The sequence below is a fragment of the Nonomuraea sp. NPDC005501 genome (genome assembly GCF_040605905.1).
Taxonomy (GTDB): domain Bacteria; phylum Actinomycetota; class Actinomycetes; order Streptosporangiales; family Streptosporangiaceae; genus Nonomuraea.
This window is the reverse complement of record NZ_JBEXDT010000058.1, coordinates 26,019-41,974: the sequence shown is the minus strand read 5'-3', so window position 1 is coordinate 41,974 and position 15,956 is coordinate 26,019. Positions and strand designations below refer to the sequence as shown.

General features: G+C 72.5%; 13 protein-coding genes. 6 read left to right on the top strand and 7 right to left on the bottom strand.

The genetic code is table 11. The features are described from left to right. Positions 1-109: 109 nt before the first annotated feature. Complete coding sequence (locus ABZS51_RS25945) at positions 110-337, top strand: DUF3073 domain-containing protein (protein WP_310716114.1); 228 nt, start codon at positions 110-112, stop codon at positions 335-337. Between the two features lie 147 nt (positions 338-484). Here the strand turns inward: ABZS51_RS25945 and purM are convergent, their stop codons facing one another. After that, positions 485-1,510 (bottom strand): phosphoribosylformylglycinamidine cyclo-ligase, encoded by a 1,026-nt coding sequence (gene purM / locus ABZS51_RS25940; protein WP_310716115.1) that lies wholly within the window; start codon positions 1,508-1,510, stop codon positions 485-487. Next, complete coding sequence (gene purF / locus ABZS51_RS25935) at positions 1,507-2,943, bottom strand: amidophosphoribosyltransferase (RefSeq protein ID WP_310716116.1); 1,437 nt, start codon at positions 2,941-2,943, stop codon at positions 1,507-1,509. Before purF ends, purM begins: the two co-directional genes overlap by 4 nt. A gap of 187 nt (positions 2,944-3,130) precedes the next feature. On the opposite strand from purF, the gene ABZS51_RS25930 reads away from it, so the two are divergent. Then, the gene (locus ABZS51_RS25930) at positions 3,131-4,087 is read left to right on the top strand and encodes a hypothetical protein (RefSeq protein WP_355445893.1); all 957 of its coding nucleotides are present in this window, start codon (positions 3,131-3,133) and stop codon (positions 4,085-4,087) included. A 19-nt stretch (positions 4,088-4,106) separates the two neighbouring features. Here ABZS51_RS25930 and ABZS51_RS25925 read toward each other — a convergent pair whose 3' ends face one another. Beyond that, the gene (locus ABZS51_RS25925) at positions 4,107-4,547 is read right to left on the bottom strand and encodes a sterol carrier family protein (protein ID WP_355445890.1); all 441 of its coding nucleotides are present in this window, start codon (positions 4,545-4,547) and stop codon (positions 4,107-4,109) included. A 213-nt stretch (positions 4,548-4,760) separates the two neighbouring features. On the opposite strand from ABZS51_RS25925, the gene ABZS51_RS25920 reads away from it, so the two are divergent. After that, positions 4,761-6,764 (top strand): PhoX family phosphatase, encoded by a 2,004-nt coding sequence (locus ABZS51_RS25920; RefSeq protein WP_355445887.1) that lies wholly within the window; start codon positions 4,761-4,763, stop codon positions 6,762-6,764. Between the two features lie 49 nt (positions 6,765-6,813). Beyond that, entirely contained in the window at positions 6,814-8,691 is a 1,878-nt protein-coding gene (locus ABZS51_RS25915) for an ABC transporter ATP-binding protein (protein ID WP_355445884.1), read from the top strand. Here the strand turns inward: ABZS51_RS25915 and ABZS51_RS25910 are convergent. Further along, positions 8,655-10,094: an MFS transporter gene (locus ABZS51_RS25910; RefSeq protein WP_355445882.1), complete on the bottom strand. Its 1,440-nt coding sequence runs from the start codon at positions 10,092-10,094 to the stop codon at positions 8,655-8,657. The two genes, ABZS51_RS25915 and ABZS51_RS25910, sit on opposite strands and share 37 nt — an antisense overlap. Before the next feature lie 65 nt (positions 10,095-10,159). Between ABZS51_RS25910 and ABZS51_RS25905 the strand changes: the two genes are divergently transcribed. Both ABZS51_RS25905 and ABZS51_RS25900 read left to right on the top strand, forming a co-directional pair. Then, positions 10,160-10,816: a TetR family transcriptional regulator gene (locus ABZS51_RS25905; protein ID WP_355445879.1), complete on the top strand. Its 657-nt coding sequence runs from the start codon at positions 10,160-10,162 to the stop codon at positions 10,814-10,816. A gap of 9 nt (positions 10,817-10,825) precedes the next feature. Beyond that, positions 10,826-11,575: a methylenetetrahydrofolate reductase gene (locus ABZS51_RS25900; protein WP_355445876.1), complete on the top strand. Its 750-nt coding sequence runs from the start codon at positions 10,826-10,828 to the stop codon at positions 11,573-11,575. Positions 11,576-11,677: 102 nt separating this feature from the next. Here the strand turns inward: ABZS51_RS25900 and ABZS51_RS25895 are convergent, their stop codons facing one another. Genes ABZS51_RS25895 through ABZS51_RS25885 form a run of 3 tightly spaced genes read right to left on the bottom strand, consistent with a single transcriptional unit; the run spans position 11,678 to position 15,839 of the window. After that, a complete protein-coding gene (locus ABZS51_RS25895; RefSeq protein ID WP_355445873.1) occupies positions 11,678-13,138 on the bottom strand; it encodes an MFS transporter in 1,461 nt (486 codons plus the stop codon). Further along, positions 13,128-13,790 (bottom strand): Crp/Fnr family transcriptional regulator, encoded by a 663-nt coding sequence (locus ABZS51_RS25890; RefSeq protein ID WP_355445870.1) that lies wholly within the window; start codon positions 13,788-13,790, stop codon positions 13,128-13,130. The genes ABZS51_RS25895 and ABZS51_RS25890 overlap by 11 nt, the downstream gene beginning before the upstream one ends. A gap of 33 nt (positions 13,791-13,823) precedes the next feature. Continuing rightward, complete coding sequence (locus ABZS51_RS25885; RefSeq protein WP_355445867.1) at positions 13,824-15,839, bottom strand: adenylate/guanylate cyclase domain-containing protein; 2,016 nt, start codon at positions 15,837-15,839, stop codon at positions 13,824-13,826. Positions 15,840-15,956 lie beyond the last annotated feature (117 nt).

Sequence of the window (15,956 nt, the reverse complement as noted above, 5' to 3'; positions counted from 1 at the left end):
GTACGGTAATAGGCGAACGATAGGCTGACGCCCATAGTCAGGTGGCGTCAGCGTGTGGTGCGTTAGCGACGAGGGGTCGGGGACGACCCCACATGAGGGGGTCGAGCCAATGGGGCGCGGCCGAGCAAAGGCCAAGCAGGTCAAGGTTGCTCGCCAGCTGAAGTACAACAGCGGTGGCACGGATCTTGACCGTCTTCGCGATGAACTCGGGGTCGGAGACTCCAGCAGTGACGACGCCGACGACCTCAACGACGAGCTCGCGGATCGCTACTCCGATTACGCGGACGAGTATGTGAGCGGAGACGACGACGATGACCGTACGTCCGGCCGCCGGTAGGCGTTCTCCTGGTTGACGTGCTTCTGGTTGGCGTGGCCCATCTCCTGGCGTGACCTCCGCGCCGGGTGGGGCCGCGTGTCCATCGAGCAGGGCCCCACGGGCATTCGCCCGTGGGGCTTTCGTCGTGCCGCGCGGCTCACTCGCGGCTCAGCGGTAGCGGGCCTGGCCTGAGCCGGGCACGACCTCGCCGAGCACCCACGCGGGCAGCCCGCGCTCGGCGAGCAGCCGCACCGCCTCGTCCGCGACCTCGGGGGCGACGATCGCCGCCATCCCGACGCCCAGGTTGAACGTGCGGTCCATGTCCTTCCGCGCGATCCCGCCGTGCCCGGCGAGCACCTCGAAGATCGCCGGGGGCGTCCAGGAGGAGCGGTCGAGCAGCGCGTCGAGGTGGCCGGGCAGCGAGCGCGACAGGTTGCCCTCGACACCGCCGCCCGTGATGTGCGCGTACGCGTGCACCTCCACCGCCCCGGCCAGGGCCAGGCAGTCGAGGGAGTAGATCCGGGTCGGCTCCAGCAGCTCCTCGCCGAGCGGCCGGCCCAGCTCGGGCAGCTCCGCGTCCAGCGACAGCCCCGCCTCGCGCACCACGTGACGCACCAGCGAGTAGCCGTTGGAGTGGACGCCCGAGGAGGCGAGGCCGAGCACCACGTCGCCCGCGCGCACCCGCGAGGGCCCGAGCATGGCCGACGCCTCCACGACGCCCGTGCCGGCGCCCGCCAGGTCGTACTCGTCGGCCCCCATCGCGCCGGGGTGCTCGGCCGTCTCGCCGCCCACCAGGGCCGCGCCGGCCAGCCGGCAGCCCTCGGCGATGCCGCCGACGATCTCGGCGACCCGCTCGGGCACCACCTTGCCGCAGGCGATGTAGTCGGTCATGAACAGCGGCTCGGCCCCGCACACCACCAGGTCGTCCAGGACCATGCCGACCAGGTCGATGCCGATCGTGTCGTGCTTGCCGTAGCGCTGGGCGATCATCACCTTGGTGCCCACGCCGTCGGTGGAGGTCGCCAGCAGCGGCCGCCGGTACTTCAGCAGCGCCGAGGCGTCGAACAGCCCGGCGAAGCCGCTGGCGTCGTCCACCACCTCGGGCCTGCGCGAGCGCGCGACCTTGTCCTTCATCAGCGCGACCGCGCGCTCGCCGGCCTCGATGTCGACGCCGGCGGCCTCGTAACTCGTCACGCCTTGCTCTCCAGTACGTACTTGCCGACGTTGTCCTGGTCGATGGGTATGGGGTAGGAGCCGTCGAAGCAGGCACGGCACAGCCGGTCGGCCGGGATCGTGGTGGCGCGGGTCAGCCCCTCCAGCGAGATGTAGCCGAGCGAGTCGGCGCCGAGCGAGTCCCGGATCTCCTCCACCGACAGGGAGCCGGCGATCAGCTCGGCCCGGGTGGCGAAGTCGATGCCGTAGAAGCACGGCCACGACACCGGCGGCGAGGAGATGCGCACGTGCACCTCCTTGGCCCCGGCCTCGCGCAGCATCTTGACGATCGCGCGCTGGGTGTTGCCGCGCACGATCGAGTCGTCGACGACGACCAGCCGCTTGCCCCGCACGACCTCGCGCAGCGGGTTGAGCTTGAGCCGGATGCCGAGCTGGCGGATGGTCTGCGACGGCTGGATGAAGGTGCGGCCGACGTAGGAGTTCTTGACCAGGCCCTGGCCGTAGGGGATGCCGCTCTCCTCGGCGTAGCCCACGGCGGCGGGCGTGCCGGACTCGGGCGTGGGGATGACCAGGTCGGCGTCGACCGGGTGCTCGCGGGCCAGCACGCGGCCGATCTCGACGCGGGTCACCTGGACGCCCTGGCCGGCGATCGTGGTGTCGGGGCGGGCGAGGTAGACGTACTCGAACAGGCAGCCCTTGGGCTCGGCCAGCGCGAAGCGGCGCGACCTGACGCCCTGCTCGTCGATCGTGAGCAGCTCGCCGGGCTCGATCTCCCGCACGAACGTGGCGCCGACGATGTCGAGGGCGGCCGTCTCGGAGGCGACCACCCAGCCGCGCTCCAGGCGGCCCAGCACCAGCGGGCGGATGCCCTGCGGGTCGCGCGCCGCGTAGAGGGTCGTCTCGTCCATGAACACGAGCGAGTACGCGCCCTTGACCTGCGGCAGCAGCTCCGCGGCCGCGTCCTCGACGGACTTGCTGCGGTCCTGCGCCAGCAGCGAGGCCAGCACCTCGGTGTCGGTGGTGGCCCGCGTCGCGCCAGGAGCCAGGCGCTGGGACAGCTCAGCGGTGTTGATGAGGTTGCCGTTGTGGGCCAGGGCGAGGCCGCCGACCTCGGTGGAGCTCAGCGTGGGCTGCGCGTTCTCCCACACGCTCGACCCGGTCGTCGAGTAGCGGCAGTGGCCGATCGCCAGGTGCCCCCGCAGGGTCCCCAGCACGGACTCGTCGAAGACCTGGGCCACCAGGCCCATGTCCTTGTAGACGAGAATACGGCTGCCCTCGCTGACCGCGATGCCCGCGGACTCCTGGCCGCGATGCTGCAACGCGTACAGCCCGTAGTAGGTGAGTTTGGACACTTCCTCGCCTGGCGCCCACACGCCGAAGACGCCACAGGCGTCTTGCGGAGCTCGATCGGTGGGGTCCAGGTCATGGCCGAGCCGGCCGTCGCCTTTCAGCACGTGCCTCAGTTTAGGTCGGACGCTTCGCTGCTCGTGCACCCGGGGCCCGTTGCGGGGCCGTACCGGTGGTCGTTAAACGCATGGTGTCCCAAGCATGGACGCGGTTTTACCGTGTCACGCCCTTTCTGGGCTGCTCTCCGCGTAAGGGTGAAGTGTCCGGCATGCACACCCGTCGGGAGACGCACACGTGACCACATCGGGGGATCCGAACCAGTCCGGCCAGGGCCAGGACCCGCGCGAGGATGCCGACGACTACCTCGGCTCCGGCGGCCCGTCCCCGGCCGAGGAGTCCGGCGGCGCCGCACCGGCCGGCGCGGAGACGCCGGAGCCGCCGCTCGGGCCCGCGCCACCGGTCGTGCCGCAGCCCGAGGGGCCGCGTCCGGGCGGAGAGCCCCGCCCCACGGTGCCCGAGCCCGGCGAGCCGCCCGTGCATCCGCCGGGTCCCGACCAGCCGACCACGCCCGAGGTGCCGGACCCGACGCGCGTCCAGGGCGGCCGGCCGGGCGGCGAGGAGCCGGACGCGGAGAAGACGCAGGCGTATCCGGTGCCGGGCGGCACCCCGCCCTACCCGGGCTGGGAGGGCACGGCCGAGCCGCCTCCCACCCGGCCGGGCACCCCGGCCCCGTCCCGCTTCGAGCAGCCGGGCCCGGACACGCCCTCCGGCCGGCGGGGCGAGCCCGCCGTGCCCGGTACCTCGCCGTCCAGCCCGTACGGCGGGCCACCCGGCGGAGGCCCCTACGGGCCGGCGCCGGGCCCGGGCGGCTACCAGCCGCCACCTCCGGGCGGTTACCAGGCGCCGCCTCCCGGCGGCTACCAGGGGCCGTACCAGCAGCCCAGGCCGGGCAGCGGCCTGGCGACCGCGTCGCTGGTGCTGGGCGTGGCCAGCCCGTTCCTCGTGTTCGTCTGCTTCGTCGGCGTGCTGACCGCGATCCTGTCGATCGTGTTCGGCGGCGTGGCGCTCAGCAGGGGCGTGGGCAAGGGCCGCGCCATCGCCGGCATCGTGGTCAGCGTCCTGGCGCTGATCCTGTTCACGATCGTGGCCATGTGGTTCTGGAACGTGGTGCAGGACTGCGGCCGGCTGCCGGGGCAGCTGGCCGACCAGTGCTTCCGGAGCAGGTTCCCCTGGGTGGGCCGCTCCGGCTAGGGGTCCGGCCCGAGGTCGCTCAGGCGAGCGGCAGGTGCCCGGACAGGTCCGCGCGGGACCCGCTCGCCGCGACGGCGCCCTGGGCCATGGCCTCGCCCCAGGTCCGGCGGCCGACGGCCAGCTCGATCCAGGTGCGGGGGCTCATCTCCACGACGTTCGGCGGGGTGCCGCGCGTGTGCCGGGGGCCCTCGATGACCTGCGCCGCCGCGTACGGCGGCACCCGGACCTCGACCGTGCGGCCGGGCGCGGTGGTGGCGAGCCGGTCGAGCAGGTGGCGCACGACCTGCCGGGCCGCGTCGCGCTCGGGCTCCAGGCCGCGGTCGTAGGCGGTGAGCACGGCCTCGACCAGCGCGCCGGGCAGCGCGGCGGCCGGGCCGTCGTACGCGGGCTGGTCGAGGGCGACGAGCTGGGCGTCGAGCGCCGCCCTCAGCTTCTCGGGATCCGGTCTGCGTGGTGGCACCCGCCCATTCTGCTCCGTCCGGCAGGGGGCGAAATGCAGTGGTGTCCGGTTTCTCCCTGGAAGCGTTCATCGTCCCGGAGGTCGTCGTTCACCTCCGGTTTCGACGCCCGCCGTAGCGTCCCAGCCGAACCACTGCGCACAACCTTGGAGCACCCCGTGGCGAACCGGCACCTTCCGCTGCTTTCCAGCCCGCACAAATCCGGCCGTTCGGCGATGACCTGCCAGTTCCGCTGCGGCAACGCGTGCGCGCACGAGGACGGCAACACCAGCGGCAACACCTACTTCGGCGACGTCGTGGCCGAGGCGCTGACCCGCAGGGGCGTGCTGCGCGCCGGAGCCCTGGGCGCGCTGGTGGTCGGCGCCGGCGTGGCGGGCGCGGTCCCGGCGCTGGCCGACCCGGCGGCCCCGGAGGCCGTGTCCGACGACGCCGCCCGGCTCGGCGGCGGCGCCGGCAACCTGCGCTTCACCCCCGTGGCCCCCAACAAGGACGACGCCCTGCGCGTGCCCGACGGCTACAGCACCGGCGTGGTGGTGCGCTGGGGCGATCCCGTGCTGCCCGAGGCGCCGGAGTTCGCGTTCGACAACCAGAGCCCCGAGGCGCAGGCCAAGCAGTTCGGCTACAACTGCGACTTCGTGACCCTGTTCCCGCTGGGGAGCGACCGGGGCCTGCTGTGGGTGAACCACGAGTACACCAACGAGGCGCTGATGTTCCGCGGCTACAAGGACGGCACCGCCGCGACCGAGGAGCAGATCAGGATCGCGCTGGCCGCGCACGGCGGCTCGGTGGTCGAGGTGCAGCGGGTGCGCGGCACCGGCCAGTGGAAGCTGGTGACGACCGGCCGCAGGCGCTACAACCGGCGCGTCACGGCGCTCACGCCGATGCGGTTCAGCGGCCCGGCGGCGGGCAGCGACCTGCTGAAGACGGCCGCGGACCCGGCGGGACTGAAGCCGGTCGGCATGCTGAACAACTGCTCCGGCGGCACCACCCCCTGGCGCACGGTCCTCACCGCCGAGGAGAACTTCGACCAGTACTTCGTCAACGGCGACAAGGTGCCCGCGGCGCAGAAGCCGTACATCACCCGTTACACGATCCCGTCGGGCATCGCCTCCGGCAACCGGCGCTTCGACCGGGTCGAGGAGCGCTTCGACCTGGCCAAGCACCCGAACGAGGTCAACAGGTTCGGCTGGGTCGTGGAGATCGACCCGTTCGACCCCGACGCGCCGCCGGTCAAGCGGACCGCGCTCGGCCGCTTCAAGCACGAGGCCGCCACCACGACGCTGGCCCGCGACGGCCGCCTCGTGGTGTACATGGGCGACGACTCCCGCTTCGAGTACGTCTACAAGTTCGTCTCCAAGAACCGCTACATCCCGGGCTTCGACCGGCACAACCGCGACCTGCTCGACGAGGGCACGCTGTACGTGGCCCGGTTCACGGGCGACAGTCCGGCGGCCGAGATCGACGGCTCCGGCAAGCTGCCCTCCGACGGGGCGTTCGACGGGTCGGGCGAGTGGATCCCGCTGGTCTCGGGTGACAAGTCGTTCGTGGACGGCATGACCGCGGCCGAGGTGCTGGTCTACACGCGCGCCGCCGCCGACAAGGTGAACGCCACGAAGATGGACCGTCCGGAGGACGTGGAGCGCAACCCGGTCAACGGCGCCGTCTACGTCGCGCTGACCAACAACTCCAACCGCGTCCCGGCGCAGGTGGACGAGGCCAACCCGCGCCCCGCCAACAAGCACGGCCACATCCTGGAGCTGGTCGAGCGGCGCGACGACGCGGGGTCGACGGAGTTCGTCTGGTCGCTGCCGCTCGTCTGCGGCGACCCGAACGACCCCTCCACGTACTTCGGCGGCTACGACAAGACCAAGGTGTCGCCGATCTCCTGCCCCGACAACGTGGCCTTCGACCGCGACGGCAACCTGTGGATCGCCACCGACGGCAACGCGCTCGGCAGCAACGACGGCCTGTTCGTGACGCCGCTGAAGGGCAAGGAGCGCGGGCACGTGCGGCAGTTCCTCACGGTGCCGATCGGCGCGGAGACGTGCGGCCCGATGGTCACCGAGGACCAGCGCAGCGTGTTCGTCGCGGTGCAGCACCCGGGCGAGGCCGACGGCGCCACCCCGGACAGCCCGGTGAGCCACTGGCCCGACGGGGACCAGCCGCGCCCGTCGGTCGCGGTCACCTGGCACACTCAGGGCAAGAAGATCGGCGCCTGAGCGGAAAACCGTTGACCTCAAGTTCGCTTTAGGTCCTACGCTTCCATGCATGAGCATGGAAGTGATCGCATGGCAGCAGCTCTACTCGATGGGCAACCAGAAGGAGCGTCGCCCGATCTCCCGGGCGACGCTCCGCCGTGTCTGGGGCTTCGCCCGGCCCCACCGCCGCAGGATCGCGCTGTTCCTCGGGCTCAGCATCGTGATGGCGGCGCTGGCGGTGGCCCCTCCCGTGCTCGCCGGCCGGGTGCTGGACGCGATCGGCAAGGGGGAGCCGCTCGGCGTCGTCGTCGGCCTGGCCGCGCTCATCGGCGGCCTCGCGGTCGCCGAGGCGGGGCTCGGGCTGGTGAACCGCTGGCTCTCGGCGGGCCTCGGCGAGGGCCTGATCCTCGACCTGCGCACCGCCGTCTTCGACCACGTGCAGCGCATGCCGATCGCGTTCTTCACGCGGACCCGTACGGGGGCGCTGGTCAGCAGGCTCAACAACGACGTGATCGGCGCGCAGCGGGCGTTCACCGACACGCTCTCCAGCGTCGCGGGCAACGTCGTCACGCTCGTGCTGTCGCTCACCGTGATGGTCGGCATCTCCTGGCAGATCACGCTGCTGGCCCTGCTGCTGCTGCCGGTGTTCGTGCTGCCGGCGCGGCGGGTCGGCGTCCGGCTGGCCCGGATGCGGCGCGAGGCGGCCGACCACAACGCCGCGATGGGCACGCAGATGACCGAGCGGTTCTCCGCACCTGGCGCGACGCTGGTGAAGCTGTTCGGCCGGCCGGTCCGCGAGTCGGAGGAGTTCGCGGCGCGGGCCCGGCGGGTGCGCGACATCGGCGTCCGCACCGCGATGGCGCAGTCGGTGTTCGTGACCGCGCTCACCCTGGTCTCCGCGCTCGCCCTGGCGCTGGTGTACGGCCTGGGCGGCTTCTACGCGCTGCGTGACCAGCTCGAACCCGGCTCGGTGGTGGCGCTGGCCCTGCTCCTCACCCGCCTGTACGCCCCGCTGACGGCCCTGGCCAGCGCCCGGGTGGACGTGATGAGCGCGCTGGTGAGCTTCGAGCGGGTCTTCGAGGTGCTGGACCTGGAGCCGCTGATCAAGGAGCGGCCCGACGCCGTGGCCGTGCCGGACGGGCCCGTCACGGTGGAGTTCGACAACGTGCGCTTCGCCTACCCCTCGGCCGACAAGGTGTCGCTCGCCTCGCTGGAGGAGGTCGCCGCCCTCGACGACCGCGGCGGGGTCGAGGTGCTGCGCGGCGTCTCCTTCCGCGCCGAGCCCGGCCAGATGGTCGCGCTGGTCGGCTCCTCCGGCGCCGGCAAGTCGACGATCGCCCAGCTCCTGCCCCGCCTGTACGACGTGGACGAGGGCGCGGTCCGGCTCGCCGGGGTGGACGTGCGGGACCTGACCGCGGCCTCGATCCGGGAGACGCTCGGCATGGTCACCCAGGACGGCCACCTGTTCCACGACACGATCCGGGCCAACCTGCTCTTCGCCCGGCCGGAGGCCACCGAGGAGGAGGTCTGGGACGCCCTGCGCCGCGCCCGGCTCGGCGCGCTGGTCGAATCGCTCTCCGACGGGCTCGACACCGTGGTCGGCGAGCGTGGCTACCGGCTGTCCGGTGGCGAGCGCCAGCGGCTGACCATCGCCCGCCTGCTGCTCGCCCAGCCCCGCGTGGTGATCCTCGACGAGGCCACCGCCGCACTGGACTCCACCTCCGAGGCGGCCGTCCAGGAGGCCCTGGGCGAGGCGCTGGCCGGCCGTACGGCGGTGGTGATCGCGCACCGGCTGTCCACGATCCGCACGGCCGACCAGATCCTGGTGATCGAGGACGGGCAGGTGGTCGAGCGGGGCACCCACGCGGAGCTCCTCGCCGCCGAGGGGCGCTACGAGGAGCTGTACCGCACTCAGTTCGCCGAGCCGGCGGTGGCCGGGGCCGTCTGAACCGCCGGGCCCCGCTCCTCCGCGGCGCCGTCCTCCGGCGCCCGCCCGGAGCGCAGCGCGTACAGGCTGACCGGGATGCCCACCAGCACGATGGCCGCGGCGACGACCAGCGTGAACTGGTAGGCGTCCAGGAAGGCGGCCGGGTCGGCGCTGTCTCCCCGGCGGGCGTTCAGCAGCGCGCCGAGGACCGTGATGCCGAGCAGGCCGAACACCTGGCGGGAGACGTTCAGCACGCCGGAGGCGACGCCGGAGCGCCCCTGCGGCATCGCGCCGACCACGGCGGCGGTCAGCGGGACGAGCAGGCCGGCGCCGAGGCCGTACAGCACGAACCAGGGCAGGACGTCGATGTAGCCGCCGTCGGCGCCGACACCGGACATCAGGAGGAGCGCGACGCCCATGAGCGCGATGCCGGCGGCCACGGTGCGGGCGATGCCGATCGCCGCGCTGATCCGCTGCGACAGGGTGGCGACGACCGCCATGACCAGGGCCATCGGCACGAACGCGGCGCCCGCCTCGATGGGCGAGAAGCCCAGCGTGTTCTGCAGCCACAGGGCGCTGAAGAAGTAGATCCCGAACACCCCGAACGACCAGAGGCCGCTGGTCAGGCTTCCGCCGGAGAACACCCGCGAGCGGAAGAGCGACAGGTCGATCATCGGCTCCGCGGCGCGGGCCTCCACCAGCACGAAGGCCACGGCGGCGGCCAGCGCGATCCCGATGGCGGCGAGGATCTCGGGGGAGGTCCAGCCGGCTCCCTCACCCTCGATGAGCGCGTACGTCAGGGCGAACAGGGTGAGGGCGGAGGTGACCAGACCCGGCACGTCCAGGCTGCGCCGTGCCCGGGTGAAGGAGGGACGCACCGCCCACAGCGCGAGCCCGAGCGTCACCACGCCGATCGGCACGTTGATGAGGTAGATCCACCCCCAGTGCAGGCGCTCGCTGATGAAGCCGCCGGTCAGCGGACCGAGCGCCATCGACAGAGCGCCGGTCGCGCTCCAGATGCCCACGGCCCTGCCGCGCTCGCCGGGGTCGGGGAAGATCTGGCCGATCAGCGCGAGCGCCGTCGGGGTCAGCAGCGCCGCGCCGACGCCCTGCACGGCCCGGGCCGCGATGAGTGCCGCCTGCCCGGTCGCCAGGCCCGCGGCCAGTGACGAGAGCGTGAAGACCGCGAGGCCGGCCACGAACACCCGCCGCGCGCCGAGCACGTCGGCCAGCCTGCCGCCGGCCAGAATGAGCCCGGCGAACACCAGGATGTAGCCGCTGACGATCCACTCCAGTCCGGAGATCGTCAACCCCAGCTCCCGCTGGATGGTCGGCAGGGCCACGTTGCCGATGTTGTTGTCGAGGTACGTCATGAAGGTGCCGAGCGTCACCGCGCTCAGCGCCCACCACTTCTTCCGGTCCACACCTTCTCCTATACGCCGTACTTGTACGTCGTATAGCTAACTTGTACGGCGTATAGTTGTCAACCATGGTGGGAAAACTGACCGCGACCGCGATCGTCGAGCGGGCCCTGGAGATCGGCGACACCGAGGGGCTCGACACGGTGACGATCCGCCGCCTGGCCACCGACCTCGGCGTCACGCCGATGGCCCTGTACTGGCACTTCAAGAACAAGGAACAGCTCGTCGCCGGCATGGCCGACCACCTCATCGCCGAGTTCGCGCCCGTGCCCGACGACGACCGGCCGTGGCGCGAGCGCATGCGCGACCTCATCAAGGGGCTGATCGGCGTGCTGCGCGCGCATCCGTGCGCCAAGGGCGTGCTGGAGCAGGTCGACCAGACCGCGGTGCCGAGCTTCCTCGCCATCTGGGACCTGGCGCTCCGACTCGCGCGGATCGCCGGCTTCAGCGTGGAGGAGAGCTGCGTGATCTCCAAGTACATCCTGCAGAGCGCCATCTCCATCGCCGACGCCCCGGTGCACCACGCCGCGAGCCGCACGCCGGAGGAGGCCGCCGAGATCAGCCGCCGCAGGCGGCTCGCCCTCGAGTCGCTGCCCGTCGACCGCTACCCGCACCTGGTGGAGATGGCCGCGCCCATGGTCGGCGGCATCTCCCGCGAGACGTACGACACGTTCGGCGTCGACCTCGTCGTCAGCGGCATCGAATCGCTCGCCGCCCGCCGCTAGGGTCCGATCATGGCCTTCCAACTCGTGTGCGAGATCGAACCGCCCACCAAGCCCGACCTGAAGCGCGTGCGCCACCAGATCGGCACGCTGACCACCATCGCCGACACCTTCCTCATCCCCGACAACCACATCGGCCGGGCGACCGTGTCCAGCGTGGCCGTGGCGCACGAGGTGCAGGCCATGGGCGGCCGCAGCATCGCCTGCCTCAACTCCCGCGACCGCAACCTGCTCGGCTTCCGCCGCGACCTGCTGACGGCAGCCGCGTACGGGGTGGACCGCTTCCTGTTCGTCTACGGGGACAAGCCCGCGAGCGGCAACCGGACGAGTGACCTGACGGTGCGCTCGATGATCGAGGAGGCCAGGGAGTTCTCCCCGGGCGTCCAGGTCGGGGCGGCGGCCGGCGCGCGTCCGCTGCCGGCGTGGAAGCGGGCGGCCGACTTCCTGTTCGTCCAGGCCGGGTTCTCGCTGGAGGCGCTGCTGCGCTGGCGCGAGGCCAACCAGGTGGAGGTCCCGGTCTACGCCGGGGTCATCGTGATCGCCAGCGAGCGCCACGCGCGGACCCTGTCGGCGGCGATCCCCGACATCGCCATCCCGGAGGACCTGGTGCGCCGGGTGGCGGCCGACCGCATGGCGGGTGTGGACGCGGCCTGCGAGCGGGTGCTGGCCATCCGCGACTCCGGCGCGTTCGACGGCGTCCACCTGATCCCGGTCAGCCGCTACCGCGACGTGGAGGCGCGCCTGTCCGGCGTACTCAGCTGAGGCCCAGCTTCAGCATCGCCGGCGCGCAGAGCCGTCTCCATCGCCTCATCGGTTCGGACGTCGACAGGCCCATGACAGCAGTGCGACGCACTCGACAACACATCACGCGCGCGGGCGGGCCAGCGCGGACAGGGCGGCTCCGAGCAGGGCGACGCCGCACAACACCGTGTACGCCCGCGCGAACCCGCCCATCAGCCGCTCCACGGCCACGGGCGACAGCTCCGACAGCGTCCCCGCGTACACCTGGGCTCCCAGCTCCGGCCCGACCGACGCGGCAAGCACGCTGAGCGCCAGCCCGACGCTGAGCACGACGCCGACGTTCATCACCATCAGCCGGAACCCGTTGACCACCCCCAGGCTCCCGGCCGGCAGCGAGCGCATCACGTGCGTGGTGTTGCCCGTCAGGAACGTGCCGCTGCCGCAGCCGGCCACGAACAGCCCCGCGCCGATGACCCAGTACGACGTGCCCGTCCCGGCCGTCAGCGCCAGCGTCGCCAGCCCCGCCGCGCTCATCAGCGCCCCGCCCACCGCCAGCGCGTACGGCGAGACCCTGCGCCCCAGCGCGCCCGTGACCGGCGAGGCGAGCGCCATCCCCACCGGCACCGGCAGCACGCTCAGCCCGGCCGTGAAGGCGTCCACGCCCCTTGCCGCCTGGAAGTACAGCGCCACCAGCAGGATCAGCGACGCCCGCGCCATCGCGTTGCAGAACGAGGCGAGGTTGGCGAAGGCCAGCAGCCGCCCGCCGAACAGCCGCGGATCCAGCACCGGGTGCGGCGCCCGCCGCTCCACCAGCACGATCAACGGCACCAGCACCGCGAAGACCGCCGCCCCGGTCAGCACGACCGGGCTCGCCGGGCCGGCCGATCCCGCCTCCGACAAGGCCAGCAGCAGCGCCGACAGCGCGGCGAACACCAGCGCGTTGCCCAGCGCGTCCACCGGCCGCCTCGGCCCGGCGGGCACCTTGCGCAGCGTGGCCGCGCCCCAGGCCAGCGCCACCACGCCGGCGGGCACGTTCACCCAGAAGATCCACTGCCAGCCGGCCGTCTCGGCGATCAGCCCGCCCAGCGTGGGCCCGGCGAGCTGCGCCACCGACAGTGTGCCGATGTAGACGCCCATGCCCTGGCTGAGCCGGTCCGGCGGGAACGCGTCGGTGATGATGACCGTCCCGTTGGCCAGGATCATCGCCGCCCCGACCGCCTGCACCACGCGCATCGCCACCAGGAACCACACCCCGGGCGCCAGCCCGGCCAGCAGCGAGGCGGCGGTGAACAGGGCGAAGCCCGCCAGGTACACCTCCCGCCGCCCCACGAGGTCGGCCACCCGGCCGAAGAACACCAGGCTGGCGGTGTTGACCAGCAGGAACGACAGCAGGACCCAGCCCGACTCGAACGGTCCCGCGTGGAAGTGCCGCACCACCGAGGGCAGCGCCACGTTCAGCGTGCTCCCGGCGATCCCGATGAGCACCAGCCCGAGGCTGGTGACCGAGCACACCTTCCAGGCGTACCGCAGCCGGGCGGCGTAGCCGGCCGAGGTGTCGCGGGAGCCGAGGTCCTCAGCGCGCACGCTTGCGCAGACCCTCCAGGTCGTGGATCACCACCCGCCGCCGGCCCGTCTCGATCAGCCCGCGGTCGCGCAGCGACCGTAAGGCCTTGCTCACCGCCTCCCGTGAGGCCCCGGTCCAGCCGGCCAGCTCGTCCTGGGAGAGCGGCAGCGCCACGCGCACGCCGCCGTTGGTCTTCTCGCCGTAGCGGTCGGCCAGCTCCAGCAGCCGGGTCGCCACCCGGCCGGTGGTGTCGAACGCGCCGTACTCGACGCGCTTCCTGTCGGCGTCACGCAGCCGCCCGGTGACGAGCCGCATGAGCAGGACGGCCACCCGCCCGTGGGCCTGCAGGAACGCGGGGAAGTCGCGGACCACGACCCCGGCGACCGGCTCCAGCGTGGTCACCGTGGCGGAGCGGGGCGAGCCGTCGATGGCGCACATCTCGCCGAGGAGCGCCCCCGGCCCGCGCACGGCCAGCACCACCTCGGTGCCGCTGCTCGTGTGCGAGGACACCTTGACCCGGCCCTCGGTCAGCACGAGCACCCAGTCGGAGGTGTCGCCCTCGCTCATCACGGTGGAGCCGCGCTCCCACCGGCGCGGCCGGCCGGCGGCACGCAGCGCCTCGACCTCCTCGGGGGTGAGCATGGAGAGGAACTCGCCGGGCTCAGGATTCATGCGCCCGATTATGTCGGCACGGAGGCGCACGTTCTATGGCATGGAGGTCAGAACGTACGCCGCCACGGCCTCCTCCTTGCCCTTGAGGCTCAGCCTGCCCAGCGGCGAGACCTCGGCGCCGAAGCCGAGCTGACGCAGCGTGGTGTCGCCGATCACCACCGTGCCGGACTCGGCGAGCGACTGGAGCCGGGCCGCGACGTTCACGCAGTCGCCCATGGCGTTGAAGCCGCGCAGCCGCGGGCTGCCGATGTTGCCCACGAGGGCCGGTCCGGTGTTGACCCCCACCCGGAACGTCGGCCACTGCACGTCGTCCCGCTGCCAGGAGATCTCCTCGGCGATCTCGGCCGCGGCCCGCTGCATGGCCAGCGCGGCCCGGCAGGCCGCCGCGGCGTGGTCCTTCTGTGTGGCCGGGGCGTTGAACAGCGCGAGGAGCGCGTCGCCGACGAACTGCACGATCGTGCCGCCGTTGTCGAGGATGCACGGCACGGCGGCCGTGTGGTAGCGGTTGAGCATCTCGACGATCTCGCCGGGGGTGACCCGCTCGGAGAACGTGGTGAAGCCCTTGAGGTCGGCGAACAGCGCGGTCAGCTCCCTGAGCTGCCCGCCGAGCGCCGCCTGCGACGGGTCGGCCAGCAGCGCCTGCGCCACGTCGGGCGACATGTACTGCCGGAACAGCGTGTCCAGCTCCTGGTAGAGGCGGGCGTTCTCGAGCGAGATCGACAGCTGCCCGGCCAGCGTGGCGGCCAGCGCCTCGTCCTGCGTGGTGCGGCCGACCGGCATCTCCAGCGCCCCGGCCAGCCGGCCCTTGACGGTCAGCGGGAAGGCCAGGAGGTGGTCGCGCCGGATCGGCTGGTCACCGGCGAAGTCGTACTCGCGGGAGCCGATGTGCGCGCGCCCCTCCGAGACCAGGCCGATCCGCACGTCTCCGAACGCCTGGCGGACCCGGTCGAGCGCGTCGGTCAGCAGCTCGGTCTCGGGCAGGCCGACGCGGGTGCGCGTGCTCACGTCCACGAGCGCGGCCAGCCGCTCCGACAGCTCCCGCTCGTCGGCCAGCGCCCGCCCCGCCCGGTCGAGCACCGCCGCCTGGCCCTCGTTGAGCCGGAACTTGCCCGACAGCCGGGTCGCGGCCAGCGGCTCGCCCCGCCGTACGTGCTCGACCAGCTCCTCCAGCGCCTGGTCGTACTGGGCCTGGATGCGCGCCACCGTCGCCGACAGCGCCACCGAGTCGAACAGGCCCGCGCTCGACCCCTCCCGCCTGAACTGCAGGTAGGCGCTGTAGGCGACGAACACGAACGCGAACGTCAGCAGGATGTGCCACTCCCACCACGTCAGGTGCCAGTTGTGCTGCGACATCCCGGCCACCATCGACTCGGCGAGCAGCGCGTACGCGGTGATGAGGCTGACCAGCATGGCCGACGGCCGCCGCCGGTGCAGCCGGAACATCATCACGGCCGCCGCCACGTACAGCGCGACGCCCGGCAGCGAGCTCCAGGCCACCCAGGAGGAGTACGCGCTCAGCGGCGGCCGGCTGAGCGGCGTCAGCCCGTCGATGAGCGAGGCCGGCCCCCACAGGAGCATGAACCCGACCAGCGCGCCCCGGATCAGGTGCCGGGAGGCCAGCACGGCCGCCGCCGCCCGCTCGCCCAGCGGCAGGGCCGAGACGAACGCGAACCCCGCGGCGATCGTGAGCCCGACCTGCTGACCGAGGTCGAACCCGAGCGACCCGGTCGGCAGGATGACCTTCGGCGTGGCGAGCCCGTGCAGGAAGAAGAACCCGGCGCCGGCCAGGAACACCATCGAGACCAGGAAGAGCCGGGCGTCCTCCCGCCGGGCCGACGCCTGGCTGACGAGGCCGCCGAGCACCACGTTGATCCCGGCCACCATGAGGATCATCCAGAAGTGGCTGGGGTTGTGCTGCCACATCACATTCAGGTGCGGCCGGGCGAGCAGGAGCCAGAGGCCGGCCAGGGGGACCGCCAGGTGAAGGGCCCAGACGACCCCCCGCACCGGCTGCGTGGCAGGGGGAAGGTACGGACTCTCCGTCGGCACGGTCATCCTCCGTCGCGGCGAGGGGGTGGTGGCCGTAAGCAGACCCCGATTATCCACCGCCGAAGCCGCCGGCCAATGCGTCCTTTTACACGTCGTCTGCCGCAAGAAGTCCTGAAA